Genomic DNA, 18,766 nt, shown 5'->3' on the forward strand with positions numbered 1-18,766 from the left:
CTACTTAGAGCGCGTCATTATAGAAGAAAAAGACCCGCATTTCGCGAGTCTTCTTACAGAATATGGAACTAGAACTTGTTAGCCTTCGTGTTAAATACAGAGCGAAAGATAACTTGTTCTAAATTTCTTCTTTCTGTTCCAGCTGTTTTTCAACCGCTTTTAGGCGCTTATTCATCTCATCAATACGGTGAACTCGAGTTGCGGTCTTACGCCACTCTCTGTTCGTTTGTAGTGGGATACCTGATGAGTAAAGGCCTTTTTCTTCGATACTGCGCATTACCATGCCCATACCTGTAATCGCCACACCATCTGCGATAGTGATATGGCCATTCAGAACAGACGCGCCGCCAATCTGGCAGTACTTACCAATTTTTGTACTGCCCGCGACAATAGTACCACCAGGCATCACGGTACCATATCCGATCTGCACGTTGTGCGCGATTTGAAGTTGGTTATCCAGAATGACATTGTCTTCAATGATAGTATCTTCGAGTGCACCGCGGTCAATCGTAGTACAAGCACCAATCTCAACGCGGTTACCGATACGCACTGAACCAAGCTGAGGAATTTTAATCCACTCGCCTTTGTCATTCGCGTAACCGAAGCCATCAGAGCCAATGACGGTACCCGATTGAACGAGACAGTCATCACCCAATGACACTTCATGGTAGATAGTGACATTAGCCCAAAGCTTGGTGTTATTCCCTAGCTTGGCGTTCTTACCGATAAAACAACCAGCACCAACACTTACGTTGTCGCCGAGTTCCACGCCCGTTTCAATCACAGCGTTAGCGCCGATTGTAACGTTCTCACCCATCTTAACGTCAGCGGCAATCACAGCACTTGGTGCAATATCGTCTGCCGGTTTTGGTGTGGTATCCATCGCTTGGACCACACGAGCAAATGCGACATAAGGGTCTGAAACCACTAGCGCATTTCCAACGCATTGATCTTTATGCTCAGCCTTTACCATAACAACGGTAGCTTGGCACTCAGAAAGGTGTTTTGCGTATTTTGGGTTAGACAAGAAGGTTACGTCACCTTCTTGTGCTTTATCCATTGGAGCAACACGGCTTACAACGAGAGACTCGTCACCAAACAGCTCACCCCCGGTAATTGTCGCCAATTCGGCTAATGTTAATGTCTTCATAACTTCTTATTTTAGAGCTTTAATTACGTCTTCAGAGATATTGTATTCTGGCTTGCCGTACTGCAAAGCAGAGATATCAATCACAAGATCGTAACCATTTTTGTCTGCGACTTTCTTAACTGCATCTTGAATCGTTTTGAAAAGCTTCGCTTTTTCTTCAGCTTCACGACGCGCACTTGCTTTTTCAAGTGCTTGTGCTTTCACTTTGTACTCGCTGTCGAGCTTCGCGATATCGATACGTAGCTTTTCAACTTCGTCTTGACCCAAAAGCTCGCCGTCACGTTGTAGCTTCTCAATCTTTGTTTTAGCTTGTGCTTGGATTGACTTCAGTTCATCAGCTTTGCTTTTGAAGTCTTTCTGCATTTTTTGTAGTACAACTTCACGTTGAGGAAGAGCTTGAAAAACTTGAGCTGTATTTACGTAAGCAATTTTCTGTGCAGCTTCTGCCGCATTTGCAAACATTGAAGAGCTCAGTGCAAGAAGGCCAATCCCAGCCGCTTTGATCATTTTATTCAAAATATTTTCCTCTTTAGAAAGTTCTACCGATAGTGAATGTGAAGAACTCTTCATCATCGCCATCAAATTTCTTAATTGGTTTCGCTAGTGAGAATACTAGTGGCCCCATTGGAGACATCCACTGCAACGCCGCACCGTAAGAAGAGCGGTAGTTGGTTGGATCTGAGTAATCGTAGTAGTAACGGTCACCATATTCCGCACCTGAATCGCGGTAGTCAAACTCCGTATCCCAAACACTTGCCATATCAAAGAAGATACTGGTACGAATTTGGTTTTGTACTTCTTCTGATGCAAATGGTGTTGGGACAATCAACTCAACACTTGCTAGCGCTACGGCGTTACCACCAACAGAGTCATCTGTTGCTGTATCTGCGCCATTGTTTGAACCAGATGTATCACGGTAAACCGCTTTAGGACCAACAGAGTTTGAGCCAAAGCCACGAAGCGATGTAAAGCCACCTGCGTAGTAGTTTTCGTAGAATGGGAACAAGTTATCGTTACCATCCGTTTGACCGTAACCATTACCGTAACCTAAGCGGCCACGGAACAAGAGGGTAAACTCGTGCTTTTTAGTCAATGGCACATACTGACGAACATCGTACTGCATTTTGAAATATTGAACGTCAGAGCCAGGTACGGTCATTTTATAGAATGCACGTTGATGGTTACCTGCTGTTGGGAAATAGCCACGGTTTAAGTTATTACGTGTCCAAGAGATATTGAAGTCGAAGTCGTTTGTGTTCAACGCTCCACTAGAATCAATGTTGTCTGCTTGTGCTCGTAAGAACTGCTCTACCTGCAAGTAAGGCGATAAGTTACCGATCTTGTTGTGCGTATAACCGACACCGAATTCAAAACGGTTCAACTCATCGAATGGGAAGCCCCACGTTAAGCTCGCGCCATAGCTTTCGTTGGTATAGTCAACGATATTGGCTTCTTTAGCTTCAAATTCGTTATAGAAAACCTTACCACCTAAGCTTACACCGTCTAAGTTCCAGTACGGATCACGGTAATCTAGACTGATGTTTTTCTGGTAGTCATTCATCATCGCGTTGATACCAACACGGTTACCGCTACCAATAAAGTTATCTTGTTGCAGGCCAACCTGGAAGCTCACACCCGATTCTGTACCGTAGCCAACACCGAAGTTAACACTACCAGAGTTTGCTTCTTTGACAGAGTAAACTAGGTCAACTTGATCATCACTACCAGGAACTCGAACCGTCTGTACTTCAACATTTTCAAAGTAGCCCAAACGATTTAGACGAGTTTTACCCGTTTCAATCGATTTCGAGTTCAACCAACTGCCTTCCATCTGACGCATTTCACGACGAAGGACTTCATCTTTGGTTGAGTTATTACCCGTGAAGCGAATATCACGAACATAAATTCGGTTACCCGGGTCTACGTTAACGACCAAAGAAACTTCTTGATTCTCGTCGTCAAACTCTGGAATGGTATTCACTTGAGGATAAGCATAACCGGACTCACCAAGCACACGCTTAATCCCTTCTTCCATTGAAGTCACCAACGAGCCGTTGTATGTCTCATTGTCTTCAAATGGCACAAGTCTTTCGAACGTCGCTTCCTCACCAATCAAATCACCACGGAACTTCACGTCCTTAACGGTGTAAACCTCGCCCTCTTCTAGACCAAGAGTAATGTATACCCCTTTCTTGTCAGGAGAGATTGCAACTTGTGTCGAATCAACGTTAAATTTTAAGTAACCACGATCCAGGTAGAATGATTTGAGTGCTTCAATATCACCTGCAAGAACTTGCTTTTGATACTTTTCATCAGAAAGGAAATTCCACCACGGCACATCAACATTTAAGTTAAAGCGCGAAAGCAGTTCTTCATCACTGAACACTTCATTACCGATAAAGTTGATTTGCTGAATTTTTGCCGACACACCTTCAGTAAAGACAAACTTAAGATCAGAACGATTACGTGGTAGTGGAGTCACCACCGCTTTTACTGTTGCGTTGTATTTACCTACGCTGTAGTAAAAGTCTTCTAAGCCTTTTTCAATGTTGCTTAGCGTGGTGCGGTCAAGCGCTTCACCTTCACGAACGCCAGACGCGTTCAGGTTTTCTTGTAGCTGCTCGTCCTTGATTGCTTTGTTACCTGAAAAAGAGATGCTTGCAATGGTAGGACGTTCTTTGACTTGAACCATCAGAACACCACCGTCACGCAACACTTTCACATCTTCAAAGTTACCAGATGCATACAGGGCGCGGATAATTTCTGCAACATCGCCTTGGCCAATGGTATCACCGACACGTACAGGCATTTTCAACAATGCAGCACCCAGTGCTACACGCTGCAATCCATCGATTTCAATATCTTGAACTACGAAGTTCTCTGCTCCATTTGCAGATACACTGGTCGCCAGTAAACTTGCAAATAGAATTCGCTTAATCGCCATACTTGTTCTAATTATTCCTTGCTACTGCTTTTGTCTCTGAACTATCACAGACGAGTAAAATCATTAAATAGCGCTAACGCCATGAGCGAGAAGATGATCGCACCACCAATTCTAAAGCCCATTTCCTGCACTTTCTCAGGAACAGGACGTCGAATGACTGCTTCAATTGCAAAAAACAACAAATGACCGCCATCCAACATTGGTAAAGGAACGAGATTAATAATACCTAGATTAACACTAATTAGAGCGAGAAAACCTAAAAAGTAGACCAAACCATAATCTGCTGTCGCGCCTGCGCCTTTGGCTATTGATATTGGTCCACTCAGATTATTCAGACCAACGTCTCCAACAATAAGCTTCTTAAGCATGCTGATTGTCAAACCAATGACTTGGCCAGTTTTGTCTACTGCTTTACCTATTGACTCGAATACACCAAACTGAAGATCGAAGCGATAACTTTCTGGCCATTCTGCGACTTTAGGTGCAATACCTGCAAAACCAACGACTTCTTTGTTAGCTAGCTCACGGCTACCGGGCGTCAGCGTCAATGTTTGCTCATAACCCTGACGTAACACCGTCAATTCAAGCGGTGTATCAGGATTAGAACGAACCGCTTCAACCACTTGCTTCCATTCGGTTACGCGTTGTTGACCAATTGCGACAACCTCATCACCTGGAAGCACACCAGCTTTTTCCGCCGCTCCACCTTGCGAGACCTGCTCAATAACTCGATACACCTCCGGTGTATACGGAGTAAAACCTAACGACTGCATCGCTGCCTGAGTTTCTGGGTCGAACTTCCACTCACGTAAATCGAGCGTTTTCGTTACTTCTGAACCAACTTCATTCGCTGACGTTAGTGTTACCGTCATCAAATCATCGCCAATATGAGAAATCAATCCCATATTTACTGATTCCCAATCCGGAGTTTTGATACCAGATATCGATTTAAGTTCCATTCCAGATTCAATTCCAGCTTCCGCAACAATCGAATTGGGCGTAACTTCACCAATTACAGGCTTAACAGCCGGGATACCAATTAGAAATACCAGCCAATAGGCAAAAATTGCGAAAAGAAAATTAAAGATGGGGCCAGCCGCAACAATAGAGGTTCGCTTCCATAACGGCTTCTTATCAAACGCTAGGTGCTTCTCATGTTCTGGCACCTCATCGACACGGCTATCAACCATTTTCACATAGCCGCCGAGAGGGATCATTGAGATGCTGTACTCCGTTCCGTCTTTGCCTACTTTACTCCAAATAGACTTGCCGAAACCGATTGAAAACTTTTCAACTTTAACGCCGCAACGGCGAGCAACCCAAAAATGCCCAAATTCGTGCACGGCAACAAGAATGCCCAGTGCGACGATAAAAGAAATGAGATTCCACAATATACCAGTCATCAGCTACGCTCGCGTATGGTTTCTAGGGCAATAGTTCGTGCCATTCTATCTAGCTCGAGCAAGCTTTCCAAGCTATTCGCATTCTCAGCTTTGCAGCTTGCGTTGATTTTATTCAACACAGACTCATTGATGCGAGCAATATCGGTAAAACCTAGTCTGTTATTTAAAAATGCATCAACAGCGACTTCATTAGCTGCATTCAATGCTGTTGTTGCGTGTTGACCTTCATAACAGGCATCAATTGCGAGTTTTAAACATGGGTAACGAGCAAAATCAGGCTGCAAAAACGTCAGCTCACCAACTTTCGTGAAGTCTAGCGGCTTAACCCCAGCTTCCACTCTTGACGGGTATGACATGGTGAGCGCAATTGGCGTCGCCATATCCGCTTCTCCCATTTGTGCCAAGACCGAACCATCACGATACTGAACCATAGAATGAATTACCGATTGAGGATGAATAACCACCTTCAGTTGTTCGCGAGCAGCATTAAATAGCCACTTAGCTTCGATATACTCAAGGCCTTTGTTCATCATCGTGGCAGAATCAACAGAAATTTTTGGCCCCATCGACCAGTTTGGATGAGCAATCGCCTGCGCGGGTGTCACCTGCTCCAGTTCTGCGATGTCAGTGTAACGGAAAGGACCACCAGATCCAGTCAACAAAATATGAGAAATGCCATGTTCTTGTAAATTGCAACGACCTAGATTGGTTTGTACTTGCTGTGGTAAACATTGGAAAATGGCGTTGTGTTCACTGTCGACGGGAAGTAGCTCTGCGCCAAATTCTTCAACGGCATCAATAAATAGCTGGCCTGACATTACAAGTGCTTCTTTATTTGCCAACAAGACTCGCTTACCTGCTTTCACGGCAGCCATGGTAGGCAATAAGCCGGCTGCTCCTACAATAGCAGCCATTACACTGTCGACCTCGTCCAGCGAAGCAATATGGCATAGCGCATCAACACCACCTAGCACTTCGGTACCTGGCGAAACCGAGTGTAGCTCAGCTTGAAGTTGAGACGCCGCAGCTTTATCTGCCATGACCGCATATTTAGGTTGCCACTGACGACATAGACCGATCATCTTTTCAACGTTAGTGCTTGCCGCTAAGGCAACGACAGAAAACAGATCTGGGTTTTGTTCGACCACTTTAAGCGTGCTTGCACCAATTGATCCAGTAGCACCAAGAATCGTTAACTTTTGCATGTTGTAAGACCGTTAGAAAGCTCAGGAGCGACGACGCCGCTCCTGATAAATTAGAATACGTAGTAAAGAAGAGCAAAAACTGGGAATGCTGCGGTTAGGCTGTCGATACGATCTAGCACACCACCGTGCCCTGGGATAATGTTACTGCTGTCTTTAATGCCTGAGACACGTTTGAACATACTTTCAACCAGATCACCAAGCACTGAAATAACGACAGTAACCAGCGTAATCAGCACCATATGGACAGGGCTAGTGAACTGGATATCGAACCAATCAGCAAATGCCCACGCTACGATTAATGCCGTGATAATGCCACCAATTAGCCCTTCAATGGTTTTATTGGGGCTTACATGAGGAGCCATCTTACGTTTGCCTAAGCTTTTGCCTGCAAAGTAGGCGCCGCTATCTGCAGCCCATACCAAGAAACAAACGTACAACACAAGCTTTGCGCCGTGGTATGGATCTACAGTGATGTCATACGCTCTGAGAATAATCACACTCCAAAGGAATGGGATTAATGTCAGAAAACCAAATACATGACGTAAAACAAAATTACTTTGCCAAGATTTCGTCGTTTTGGGGTAAGTAATCGCCATTAAGCTAGCAATAATCCACCAAACAAAACCAATACCCAAGACGACATAATGAGGTGTCGTTAAGTGATTGAGGCTATATGCATCAGGCGAGATGTATAGAAAACTAAGTCCGGTAATAATGATTGCCGGCACAAGGGCAGCAATGCGAGAGTTGCTTCCTGTAAACTGAGTCCACTCCCAAAAACCTAATAGCGTTATTGCAGTTAAAGCGGCAATAAAGCCCATTAGCGGTAATTTAAAAATGCCTAAAATAACCAGGGGAGCTAAAATTAGTGCTGTTATTATTCTCTGTTTCAAACTAACTAGTCCTTATTGAGCTGCCATCAATGCCTTTATTTGTTCACCTGTACAGCCAAAACGACGTTCTCGGTTGATAAACCAAGTCACAGCTTCTACCAAACTGTCTTCATCGAATTCTGGCCAGTACTCTGGTGTAAAGTACATTTCTGCATAAGCCATTTGCCACAACATAAAGTTGCTGATGCGGCACTCTCCACTGGTGCGAATTAAAAGATCCACTTCCGGTAGGTCTGCCATGGTCAAATGCTCAGTGATTAGCTGCTCATTGATATCCTCTACACGAATTTCACCGTTACGTGCTTTTAGCGCTAACGTTTTAGCAGCTTCTGTGATGTCCCATTTACCGCCATAGTTGGCTGCAATGTTGATCACCATACCCGTGTTATCTGCCGTTAGGTTTTCTGCTTCTACAATTTTCTTTTGTAGACGCTCACTAAATCGACTGGTATCACCGATCACGCGCAACCGTAAATTATTTTTGTGTAGTTTTTTTACTTCACTAGACAGGACCGTGATAAACAGTTCCATCAAAAGACCCACTTCTTCCTCCGGACGACGCCAGTTTTCACTACTAAAAGCAAACAGCGTCATGGCTCTAATGCCTAGTTTTGAAGCAGCAGCCACGGTCTTACGAACGGCACTAACGCCTTTTTTATGACCAAATACGCGAGGTTTTCCTTTGGACTTAGCCCAACGGCCATTACCGTCCATAATGATGGCAATATGCTTAGGAAGGGAATCAGAGAAGGCTTGAGAATTTTGCATAGGGAGTTAATTGAGTTCCATCAGTTGGATAGACTAACATAAAAAAACGCTGAGCTGTGAGCACAGCGTTTTCCAACAGTGATGTGTGTGGGAGTATTAAACTTCCATCAACTCTTTTTCTTTTGCAGCAAGAACTTCATCGATCTTCTTAACTGCAACGTCAGTTAGCTTTTGAATTTCGTCTTGTGCTTTACGGTCTTCATCTTCAGAGATTTCTTTATCTTTTAGAAGCGCTTTAAGATCGTTGTTTGCGTCACGACGGATGTTACGAACAGCAACACGACCACCTTCAGCTTCACCACGAACGATCTTAACTAGGTCTTTACGACGCTCTTCCGTTAGCGGTGGAAGTGGAACGCGGATGATAGTGCCAGCTGACATAGGGTTTAGACCAAGGTCAGACGTCATGATCGCTTTTTCTACTTTCGGCGTCAGCTCTTTATCAAAAACCGTGATTGCAAGTGTACGTGCATCTTCAGCAATAACGTTTGCTACTTGGTTTAGAGGTGTTGCTGCACCGTAGTATTCTACAGAAATACCAGATAGTAGGCTTGGGTGTGCACGACCTGTACGAATTTTAGAAAGGTTGTTCTTAAGCGCTTCAACGCTTTTATCCATGCGCTCTTGCGCGTCTTTTTTGATTTCGTTAATCACAGTTTCACCTTAAAAATGTCATCTTTCCTGAAGAAAGCCTAAAACGGTTGAGCAAAGCAAGCACCACCCTAACGCGTTGGAGTGGCACCTTAAGCCAAGCTTATTCGTTGATGAGCGTGCCTTCTGCTTCGCCCATTACCACGCGACGTAGTGCGCCTGGCTTGTTCATATTAAATACGCGGATTGGCATTTTGTGGTCACGAGCTAGCGTAAACGCCGCCAAGTCCATAACTTTCAGCTCTTTATCCAGAACTTCTGCATAAGATAGCTTATCATACAGCTCTGCGTCTGGGTTTGCTACAGGGTCAGCAGTAAATACACCATCAACTTTCGTCGCTTTTAGTACGACATCCGCTTCAATTTCGATACCACGTAAACAAGCAGCAGAATCCGTTGTAAAGAACGGGTTACCAGTACCAGCAGAGAAGATGACAACTCGGCCTTGGCGAAGCTCACGGATCGCATCAGCCCAATTATAGTCGTCACATACGCCTTTTAGAGGGATTGCAGACATAACGCGCGCATTTACGTATGCACGGTGAAGAGCATCACGCATCGCTAGGCCATTCATTACTGTAGCAAGCATACCCATGTGGTCACCAACTACGCGGTTCATACCAGCTTCAGCTAGGCCTGCACCACGGAACAAGTTACCGCCACCGATAACTACACCAACCTGAACACCCAGTTCAACCAGTTCTTTAACTTCTTGTGCCATACGATCAAGGACCGCAGGATCAATACCAAAACCGTCTTCACCTTGAAGAGCTTCACCACTCAGTTTTAATAGAATACGTTGATACGCTGGTTTAGGGTTCGTAGTCATGGAGTTTACCTTCCAAAGAGAGTTGTTGATTAACAGTCATGAATAGACACAACTTCAGTTATGGCTATTCATCACGGCTAATCGTTCACTGCTCATAAAAAGACCGCAGCCTTGGCTACGGTCTAATCTTTATACAGTCTCTAAGGATTAACCTTTTTGAGCTGCTGCAACTTCTTCAGCGAAGCTCATTTCTTCTTTCTTCTCGATACCTTCACCTACTTCTAGGCGAACGAACGTAGAAACTGAAGCGCCTTTTTCTTTCAGCATTTCGCCTACAGTTTTCTTAGGCTCCATGATGAAAGCTTGACCTGTTAGAGAGATCTCGCCAGTGAATTTCTTCATGCGGCCAACAACCATCTTCTCAGCGATTTCAGCAGGCTTGCCTTCGTTCATTGCGATTTCAACTTGAACCGCTTTCTCTTTTTCTACTACGTCAGCTGGTACGTCTTCTGGGTTAACGAACTCTGGCTTAGAAGCAGCAACGTGCATTGCAACGTGCTTAAGAGTTTCTGCGTCGCCTTCACCAGCAACAACAACACCGATTTTCTCACCGTGACGGTAAGAAGCGATTGCAGTGCCTTGAACGTATTCTACGCGACGGATAGTGATGTTTTCACCGATTTTAGCTACTAGAGCTACACGTGCGTCTTCGAATTGTGCTTGTAGTTCTTCAACAGAAGCTTTTGAAGCTAGAGCTGCAGCTGCAACTTCTTCTGCGAATGCAGTGAAGTTACCGTCTTTAGCAACGAAGTCAGTTTGGCAGTTAACTTCAAGAAGAACAGCAACGCCGTTTTCTTCTTTGATGATGATTGCGCCTTCAGCTGCAACGTTACCAGCTTTCTTAGCTGCTTTCGCTGCGCCAGATTTACGCATGTTTTCAATTGCTAGTTCGATGTCAGCGTTTGCTTCTACAAGCGCTTTCTTACATTCCATCATGCCAGCGCCAGTACGCTCGCGAAGTTCTTTAACTAGAGCAGCAGTTACAGTTGCCATTCTGTCTTCCTCGTTTGATTCGAAATAAGGTAAAAAACAGGGGCCTAACATTGTCGGCCCCCATTGCTAACTATAACTTAGTTTATGCTACACAAAGGTTTCACATAGACCAAGTGTGACACAGAGCCGCTATTATTCAGCTTCTACGAAACCGTCTTTTTCAGCAACTGCAGCTACGTCTTTGTTACGACCTTCAGATACTGCTGAAGCAGCAGCGTTCAGGTATAGCTGTACAGCGCGGATCGCGTCGTCGTTACCTGGGATTACGTAGTCAACGCCGTCTGGGTTAGAGTTAGTATCTACCACAGCGTATACTGGAATACCTAGGTTGTTAGCTTCTTTAATTGCAATGTGTTCGTGATCAGCGTCGATTACGAATAGAGCGTCTGGTAGGCCGCCCATGTCTTTGATACCACCAAGAGATTTCTCTAGCTTCTCCATTTCGCGAGTACGCATTAGAGCTTCTTTCTTAGTTAGTTTGTCAAAAGTACCGTCTTGAGATTGAGTCTCTAGTTCTTTTAGACGCTTGATAGACTGACGAACTGTTTTGTAGTTTGTAAGCATACCGCCTAACCAGCGGTTGTTTACGTAAAACTGGTTGCTTGCGATTGCAGCTTCTTTAACAGCTTCAGATGCAGCGCGCTTAGTACCTACGAATAGAACCTTACCTTTCTTCTCGCCAACTTTAGCTAGTTCAGCTAGAGCGTCGTTGAACATTGGTACAGTTTTTTCTAGGTTGATGATATGAACTTTGTTACGAGCGCCAAAGATGAATGGCTTCATTTTTGGGTTCCAGTAACGAGTCTGGTGACCGAAGTGAACACCAGCTTTTAGCATATCGCGCATTGATACAGTTGCCATTTTAAAATCCTCTATGGGGTTAGGCCTCCACATTCCCCATAACTCCGACCAAGCTTCTGCTCAGCACCCCGGAATATGTGACGGAATGTGTGTGATTTAAAGATAAAAGGTTATTCGGATGAAGCTTGCTTCGCCGCTTAACTTTGCTAAACGAAGAGAACAGTCCTCTATTCCGGCGCGCTTTATACCATATTTTAGCTCACTGTGGCTAGTAAAAATTATTTCTTCACCGAGCCACTTTCTCCTATTTATAAGCAAAACTTTAAACATATGATCGAATTAAGAATGATGCATATTCCTATCTAACTTGGGTTAACGCCCCGATGTCTGATAGAATGCGGCCATTCGCACGTTTACGTGCTTAGGAATAAGTAGAGAAAGCCAATGTCAATCAAGATTAAAACTGCTGAAGAAATAGAACGCATGCGCATTGCGGGCAAGCTAGCCGCAGAGATTCTAGAAATGATCGAACCACACATCAAAGTTGGTGTGACGACAGAAGAGTTAAACAAAATCTGTCATGAGTACGCTCTAGAAAAAGGTGCATACTCTGCTCCGCTTGATTACCATGGTTTCCCTAAGTCGATCTGTACTTCAATCAACCATATCGTATGCCACGGTATTCCAGCGGAAAAAGACGAAATCGGTAGCAACGGCCAAATGAAGCCGGCGGTACTAAAAGATGGTGACATCTTAAACGTTGATATTACCGTAATCGTTCCAAATGATGAGAATGCCGATCTGAGCGTGCGTCCTCAGGGTTACCATGGTGACACTTCTAAGATGTTCCTAGTCGGTGATGTTTCGCCTGCAAACAAACGTCTGTGCATGGTAGCTCAAGAAGCACTGTACGTTGGTATGCGTACCGTTAAGCCAGGTTCAACAGTTGGCGACATCGGTACAGCTATCGAGAAGTACATCAAAGAGAACAACAAGAACAATCCTCGCAACAAGTTTTCTATTGTGAAAGACTTCTGTGGTCACGGTATCGGCGATGAGTTCCATGAAGAACCACAAGTGGTTCATTACAAGAACAAAGACCGCCGCGTATTAAAAGAAGGCATGTGCTTTACTATTGAGCCGATGATTAACGCAGGTAAATTTGGTTGCTCTGTTGATGCACAAGATGACTGGACTGTTTACACGGGCGACGGCAAGAACTCTGCGCAATGGGAACATACCATTGTAGTAACAAAAGAAGGTTGTGAAGTACTGACGCTTCGTAGCGACGATACGATTCCTCGCCTAATGAAAAACGCGTAAAGCTGACAACCACTCGTTGTTTACTATATCCCTGCTTCGGCGGGGATATTTTTTATCTGCCGCAAATTTGTTAGATTGTTATTAGATTAGCTTGCACGGATGGCAAATATGACACTTCAGTCCCCTCTTACCTTTTCCGATGAACAAATCAATATCGGTGAACTCAAACAAGAATTAGAGAAGTTTAGCTCTAATCAAAACCAAGAGTTTCTCAATCATCATCCGGTAACAAGCTTGGTTTTAGCCAGAGCTGAATATATGGATCTGCTTCTCAATCGTTTGTGGCAACATTTTGGTTTCAAGGATATTTACAACATTTCCCTAGTTGCCGTTGGTGGCTACGGACGAGGCGAGCTGCATCCGCTCTCCGATATCGATATTTTGATTCTGTCGAACAATAAACTGCCAACCGCGTTAGAAGCAAAAATCAGCGAATTCATTACGCTGTTGTGGGATTTAAAACTCGAGGTCGGACACGCTGTTCGCACCGTTACTGAATGTGCTGAAATTGGTAAAGCCGATCTAACGGTCGCGACAAACCTGCAAGAAGCGCGATTGCTGTGTGGAAGCGAGGACACCTTTCAGGCACTGAAGAAAGTCGTGTTATCAGACTCCTTCTGGCCAAGTGAGACGTTTTACCGCGCTAAAATTCAAGAGCAGCGCGAACGCCATGCACGTTACCACGACACGACCTACAACTTAGAACCGGACATTAAATCAACCCCTGGCGGGCTGCGCGATATTCATACATTAAGCTGGGTCGCTCGACGTCACTTTGGTGCGACTTCATTGTTAGAAATGAGCCGATACGGATTTTTAACTGACGCAGAATACCGAGAATTGGTTGAATGTCAGGACTTCCTTTGGCGAGTACGTTTCGCTCTGCACATGGAGCTTCGCCGCTATGACAACCGCTTGACCTTTGCCCATCAAGCACAAGTTGCGGAAAATCTAGGCTACGTCGGAGAAGGCAATCGAGGCGTAGAAATGATGATGAAAGAGTTCTACCGCACGCTTCGTCGTGTGGCAGAGCTCAATAAAATGCTACTCAAACTCTTTGACCAAGCGATCATTAATGGTGGGGCGACAGAAAGTGCCGAGATTCTCGATACGGACTTTCAACGTCGCGGTTCTTTAATTGAAGCGCGGAAACCCGCATTGTTCCAAGCTCGCCCAGAAACTATTCTGGATATGTTCTTACATATTGCTAACGACTCAACTATTGAAGGGGTGAGCCCACCAACGCTGCGTCAACTGCGCACCGCTCGCCGTCGGCTCAACAAGTTTTTGCACACCATTCCTGCTGCGCGTGAAAAGTTCATGGCGTTATGTCGTCACCCTAATGCTCTGCACAAAGCATTCAGTCTCATGCACCGATTAGGGGTTATGGCGGCCTATTTACCGCAATGGAGTCAGATTGTTGGTCAAATGCAGTTTGACTTATTCCATGCCTACACAGTTGATGAACACAGTATTCGCTTACTTAAACACATCAACACTTTTAGTGACCCAGAAAATCATGCGAAGCACCCAATTTGCTGTGACGTCTACCCTCGAATGCAAAAGAAAGAGCTGCTGATTATTGCCGCTATTTTCCACGATATCGGGAAAGGTCGTGGCGGCGATCACTCAATTATCGGTGAAGGAGAAGCATACGACTTCTGCATTGAGCATGGCTTATCGAAGCCCGAAGCCAAACTTGTCGCTTGGTTGGTAAGACATCATCTATTAATGTCTGTCACCGCACAGCGCCGAGACATTTATGATCCTGATGTCATTACCGAATTTGCCAAAAAAGTCAGAGACGAAGAATCTCTCGATTATCTTGTATGCCTGACAGTTGCAGATATTTGTGCAACCAACCCAGAACTTTGGAATGCTTGGAAACGAACTTTACTTGCGGAGCTGTATTACTCCACACAACGTGCTTTACGTAGAGGCCTAGAGAACCCTGTCGATGTGCGTGAGCGAATTCGCCACAATCAACAAATGGCCTCCGCAATGCTGCGCAAAGAGGGGTTTGCCGCGCGCGAAATTGAAGTATTGTGGCAACGCTTCAAAGCTGACTACTTCCTTCGTCATACCCATACGCAAATCGCGTGGCACTGCGAACACTTACTTCGCATGGAAGATCCGACTAAGCCTTTGGTATTGATCAGTAAAAAAGCCACTCGTGGCGGCACTGAGGTGTTTGTATATACGAAAGACCAGCCTGCTTTATTTGCGACGGTCGTGGCAGAGTTAGATAGGCGTAATTTTAATGTACACGACGCGCAAATCATGACCAGCAAAGATGGGCACGTGATTGATACCTTTATGGTACTCGATCAACATGGCGAAGCGATCGATGAGTCTCGTCACGCGGCGGTGATTAAACACCTCACCCATGTACTGGAGGCGGGCCGACCAACCAAGATTAAAACGCGCCGTACTCCGAACAAACTTCAGCACTTTAATGTGAAAACCAAAGTCGACTTCTTACCAACCAAAGGTAAAAAACACACTTTAATGGAGTTTGTCGCGCTAGACACACCAGGGCTGTTGGCCAAAGTAGGCCGTACGTTTGCTGATTTAAATATCAACCTTCACGGTGCCAAAATCACCACCATTGGTGAGCGAGCAGAAGACTTGTTTATTTTAACCAGTGATGCAGGAGGAAGATTAAGTGAAGAACAGCAAGATGAGCTAAGAGAGAGATTGATCGAAAAGTTATCTGATGAGGTCGCAGCTTAGATAAAACCTGCCAATCTTTTCGGTTCAGGGCGAGAGCGATCTTGCCCACAAGTTAAGCATTTTGGCTAAATATCAGCTATCTAGCTCATACATAGGCTGCTACAGTTATATCAATATCAATTCGATGTAATAGAGGTAGCCTATGTATCCCCACCTCACTGGTTTGGGTATTCACGACCCTAAGCAGATTGAACGTTATTCCCTACGCCAAGAAGCACACAAAGACGTACTCAAGATCTATTTCCACAAGCAAAAAGGCGAACTATTCGCTAAAAGCGTTAAATTCAAATACCCACGCCAAATCAAAAATGTTCTTGTTGATAGTGGCAGTCACAAATATAAAGAAGTAACGGAAATCAACCGTAACCTCACATTAGTCATTGATGAACTGAATAAAATTACTAAGCCAACGAAACAACCTGAGGTTGATGTAAAAGAGAAAATTCTTTCAGACCTTCGTCATTTAGAAAAAGTCGTTTCGAGCAAGATCGCAGAGATCGAAGCGGATCTCGAAAAACTAAAGTAAAACGTTAAGTCTTAAATATTAAAAAAGGGTTAGCATTGATGCTAACCCTTTTTATTTGTACTGTGCCGTCCTAAATAAGGTTGACACTTTCCACCCCCAAAATTGGAGAGTGTTATGAAATCAACAACTAAAAGAACTCAGCGCGATTACTCCCTCGCTTTTAAACTCACTGTAGTTGATGAGGTTGAAAAAGGAAGCCTCACTTACAAACAAGCCCAAGAGAAGTATGGCATCCAAGGTTGCTCTACGGTTTTGGTTTGGCTTCGTAAGCATGGTCGACTAGATTGGTCTAAAGGGACACCTAACTTTATGTCCAAAGGAGACTCTATGACCGAGTTCAATTCACCTCCTACACCAGAGCAACGTATTAAAGAGCTTGAGAAGCAGCTCGAAGATGCTCAACTCAAAGCCGACTTCTTTGAAGCTGTCGTGAACGTTATGGAACGTGACTATGGTGTTAGAGTGACAAAAAAGCACAAAGAAGCGTTGTCCAAGAGAAAACCATAGTAGGTTTGAGCGTTACGAAGTTTTGTCAGTGAGTACAAATCTCTCGCCAAGCTTATTATAAGCAATGCCAAACTCAATCTCGTTGTGAACATCATGAGCATGCTGTCATTGGCTTTGTCCGTGAAGTCAGGCTGAAGCAGCCACGCATTGGCACGCGTAAACTGAAGTTCCTAGCAGCAACAAAGGGCATTCAAATAGGTCGCGATAAGCTCTTTGAACTTCTCAGAAAGCATCGGCTGTTAGTGAGAGCAAGACGAGCCTATCACCGAACGACTGACAGCCGTCATCGATTTTTCTGTCACCCAAACAAAGTGAAAGATGGGCTGACACCAACGAAGCCAGAACAACTGTGGGTTGCTGATATTACTTACTTGCCAACTCAAAATGGAGAGAGTTATCTCAGCTTGGTTACAGACGCTTATTCAAGGAAGATTGTTGGTTTTTATGTGGATGACAACATGAAAACTCAATCAGTTAAGCGGGCATTTATCTCAGCTCTCAGGCAACCGCAGAGTGAAGAAAAGCTAATACACCACTCAGATAGAGGCTCACAATACTGTTCGAAGGAATATCAAGATATCCATAAGAAACATAGAGTGACTTGCTCAATGACTGACGGGTATGACTGTTATCAGAATGCTTTAGCTGAGCGTGTAAATGGGATACTCAAAATGGAGCTCTTGCTGAAGAAACCGAAAGATCTGAAAGAAGCAAGGACGATGGTAGCAGAGTCCGTAGATATCTATAATCAAATGAGGCCTCATACGGCTTTAAAATACAAAACGCCCGATGAAGTACATCGAGCGTTTTAGTTAAAAAGTGTCAACCCATATCAGGACGGGTCATACCCAATCATTATCGAGATCTAACTGCACCGATTATCGGTTAATCATCGATTCATCCCACTCAAATCGAGTAAACAATTGCTGCCAAGTTTCATCAAGATTGGCCGTCATGACAATCTCTTGATCGGTAAATGGATGGACAAACCGTAACTCTGAAGCATGCAGTAGCAAACGATGAGAATCAAACTCTGTGCGATACAGCTTGTTGTGCTTTCCATCCCCGTGCGTTGTATCACCCACGATCGGATGGCGTAGATGTGCCATATGACGACGAAGTTGGTGCTTACGCCCCGTTTTAGGTTTCATCTCAACTAAGCAATAACGCGTTGTAGGAAATTTACCCGTCGAATAGGGAACCTCCACTTTAGCCAACGGCTTATATTCCGTCACCGCTTCTTGCGCTTCTTTTTCTTGTGAAGCGAACTTATCCGCAATCTTGTCTAACTCCACTTTGAGTGCGTAATCCAAGATGCCCTCTTCCTCAATCCAACCGCGTACTACTGCGTGGTATGTCTTTTCCATTTTATGTTCAGCAAACATCGGCATGACTTGTGATGCGACTTCACTCGACAACGCAAACACGAGCACACCAGATGTTGGACGATCCAGACGATGCAATGGGAACACATGCTGACCAATTTGGTCGCGCAAAGTTTGCATGACAAACTGAGTTTCGTGTTTATCTAACCAACTGCGATGCACTAACATGCCTGCAGGCTTGTTGACCGCTACAAAATATTCATCCTGATAAACGATCTCCAGCTCAACTGGTTCTGAAGATCGCGCTATTTCTTGTTCTAGCATTCGTTTACTTACACAGTTCGTCAATGGTTCGGATTGTAACAAGCAGCTCTACGAACTGCGGTTCCTGCTTCCACGCTTCTGAAAAATAGGGCTCGAGAGAAAACCCTCTTGGCAATGGTTGGTTGTTTTCCACTAGCACGTGCATTCTGTCTATAAAGATCCACTGCAACCACTCATGAGGATGCAATGTATCAATCGCAAATGGCTCCACGCTTTGTAAGGCTTGCTCTGAAGGCCTAGTGTGTTGCCACAACTTATGTTCTTTAAGCTGCGTTTCAAGTTGGTGAAGTAAGTCGACCAATTGAGTATTTGTTACCATTAATTCTATCTCGAACCTTGAATTAGCCGAGAATGATACCATTTCTTGTGAAAAGAACGTTAGGACGTCGTA

The 18,766-nt window shown here is 44.5% G+C and carries 16 protein-coding genes and 1 pseudogene; 4 read left to right on the forward strand and 13 right to left on the reverse strand.

The window, feature by feature from the left end:
• Positions 1-118: 118 nt before the first annotated feature.
• The 11 genes from lpxD to rpsB form a co-directional block, all read right to left on the reverse strand.
• The gene (gene lpxD, locus R7Z49_RS11675) at positions 119-1,150 is read right to left on the reverse strand and encodes a UDP-3-O-(3-hydroxymyristoyl)glucosamine N-acyltransferase (protein WP_005380347.1); all 1,032 of its coding nucleotides are present in this window, start codon (positions 1,148-1,150) and stop codon (positions 119-121) included.
• 6 nt (positions 1,151-1,156) lie between these two features.
• Positions 1,157-1,666, reverse strand: a complete 510-nt coding sequence (locus tag R7Z49_RS11680; protein ID WP_165935368.1) for an OmpH family outer membrane protein — start codon at positions 1,664-1,666, stop codon at positions 1,157-1,159.
• Between the two features lie 13 nt (positions 1,667-1,679).
• Positions 1,680-4,094, reverse strand: a complete 2,415-nt coding sequence (gene bamA, locus R7Z49_RS11685; RefSeq protein ID WP_005391802.1) for an outer membrane protein assembly factor BamA — start codon at positions 4,092-4,094, stop codon at positions 1,680-1,682.
• Between the two features lie 44 nt (positions 4,095-4,138).
• Positions 4,139-5,497 (reverse strand): sigma E protease regulator RseP, encoded by a 1,359-nt coding sequence (gene rseP, locus R7Z49_RS11690; protein ID WP_318111677.1) that lies wholly within the window; start codon positions 5,495-5,497, stop codon positions 4,139-4,141.
• Positions 5,497-6,702, reverse strand: coding sequence for a 1-deoxy-D-xylulose-5-phosphate reductoisomerase (ispC, locus tag R7Z49_RS11695; RefSeq protein WP_005385353.1), 1,206 nt, complete (start codon positions 6,700-6,702; stop codon positions 5,497-5,499). The genes rseP and ispC overlap by 1 nt, the downstream gene beginning before the upstream one ends.
• Before the next feature lie 50 nt (positions 6,703-6,752).
• Positions 6,753-7,595 carry a phosphatidate cytidylyltransferase gene (locus R7Z49_RS11700; protein WP_005385351.1) on the reverse strand — a complete coding sequence of 281 codons (843 nt, stop codon included), beginning with the start codon at positions 7,593-7,595 and terminating at the stop codon, positions 6,753-6,755.
• A gap of 12 nt (positions 7,596-7,607) precedes the next feature.
• Complete coding sequence (locus tag R7Z49_RS11705; RefSeq protein WP_005380331.1) at positions 7,608-8,363, reverse strand: isoprenyl transferase; 756 nt, start codon at positions 8,361-8,363, stop codon at positions 7,608-7,610.
• Positions 8,364-8,459: 96 nt separating this feature from the next.
• On the reverse strand, positions 8,460-9,017 hold the full coding sequence (gene frr, locus R7Z49_RS11710) for a ribosome recycling factor (protein ID WP_005380330.1): 558 nt from the start codon (positions 9,015-9,017) through the stop codon (positions 8,460-8,462).
• A gap of 100 nt (positions 9,018-9,117) precedes the next feature.
• Entirely contained in the window at positions 9,118-9,843 is a 726-nt protein-coding gene (gene pyrH, locus R7Z49_RS11715; RefSeq protein ID WP_005380329.1) for a UMP kinase, read from the reverse strand.
• A gap of 147 nt (positions 9,844-9,990) precedes the next feature.
• Complete coding sequence (gene tsf / locus R7Z49_RS11720; protein ID WP_005380328.1) at positions 9,991-10,836, reverse strand: translation elongation factor Ts; 846 nt, start codon at positions 10,834-10,836, stop codon at positions 9,991-9,993.
• Between the two features lie 132 nt (positions 10,837-10,968).
• On the reverse strand, positions 10,969-11,697 hold the full coding sequence (gene rpsB / locus R7Z49_RS11725; protein ID WP_005380327.1) for a 30S ribosomal protein S2: 729 nt from the start codon (positions 11,695-11,697) through the stop codon (positions 10,969-10,971).
• 384 nt (positions 11,698-12,081) lie between these two features.
• On the opposite strand from rpsB, the gene map reads away from it, so the two are divergent.
• The 4 genes and pseudogenes from map to R7Z49_RS11745 all read left to right on the forward strand — a co-directional run bounded on the left by map (position 12,082) and on the right by R7Z49_RS11745 (position 17,538).
• Positions 12,082-12,960 (forward strand): type I methionyl aminopeptidase, encoded by an 879-nt coding sequence (gene map / locus R7Z49_RS11730; RefSeq protein WP_005380326.1) that lies wholly within the window; start codon positions 12,082-12,084, stop codon positions 12,958-12,960.
• Positions 12,961-13,068: 108 nt separating this feature from the next.
• The gene (glnD, locus tag R7Z49_RS11735) at positions 13,069-15,693 is read left to right on the forward strand and encodes a bifunctional uridylyltransferase/uridylyl-removing protein GlnD (protein ID WP_017636037.1); all 2,625 of its coding nucleotides are present in this window, start codon (positions 13,069-13,071) and stop codon (positions 15,691-15,693) included.
• Positions 15,694-15,835: 142 nt separating this feature from the next.
• On the forward strand, positions 15,836-16,219 hold the full coding sequence (locus tag R7Z49_RS11740; protein WP_005380322.1) for a DUF3461 family protein: 384 nt from the start codon (positions 15,836-15,838) through the stop codon (positions 16,217-16,219).
• A gap of 114 nt (positions 16,220-16,333) precedes the next feature.
• Positions 16,334-17,538: pseudogene (locus tag R7Z49_RS11745) on the forward strand (IS3 family transposase).
• 66 nt (positions 17,539-17,604) lie between these two features.
• Here R7Z49_RS11745 and truC read toward each other — a convergent pair.
• Positions 17,605-18,375 (reverse strand): tRNA pseudouridine(65) synthase TruC, encoded by a 771-nt coding sequence (truC, locus tag R7Z49_RS11750; protein ID WP_186584725.1) that lies wholly within the window; start codon positions 18,373-18,375, stop codon positions 17,605-17,607.
• A 4-nt stretch (positions 18,376-18,379) separates the two neighbouring features.
• Positions 18,380-18,694 (reverse strand): YqcC family protein, encoded by a 315-nt coding sequence (locus R7Z49_RS11755; protein WP_186584724.1) that lies wholly within the window; start codon positions 18,692-18,694, stop codon positions 18,380-18,382.
• Positions 18,695-18,766 lie beyond the last annotated feature (72 nt).

The organism is Vibrio sp. 1562 (genome assembly GCF_033340155.1).
Lineage (GTDB): Bacteria > Pseudomonadota > Gammaproteobacteria > Enterobacterales > Vibrionaceae > Vibrio > Vibrio alginolyticus.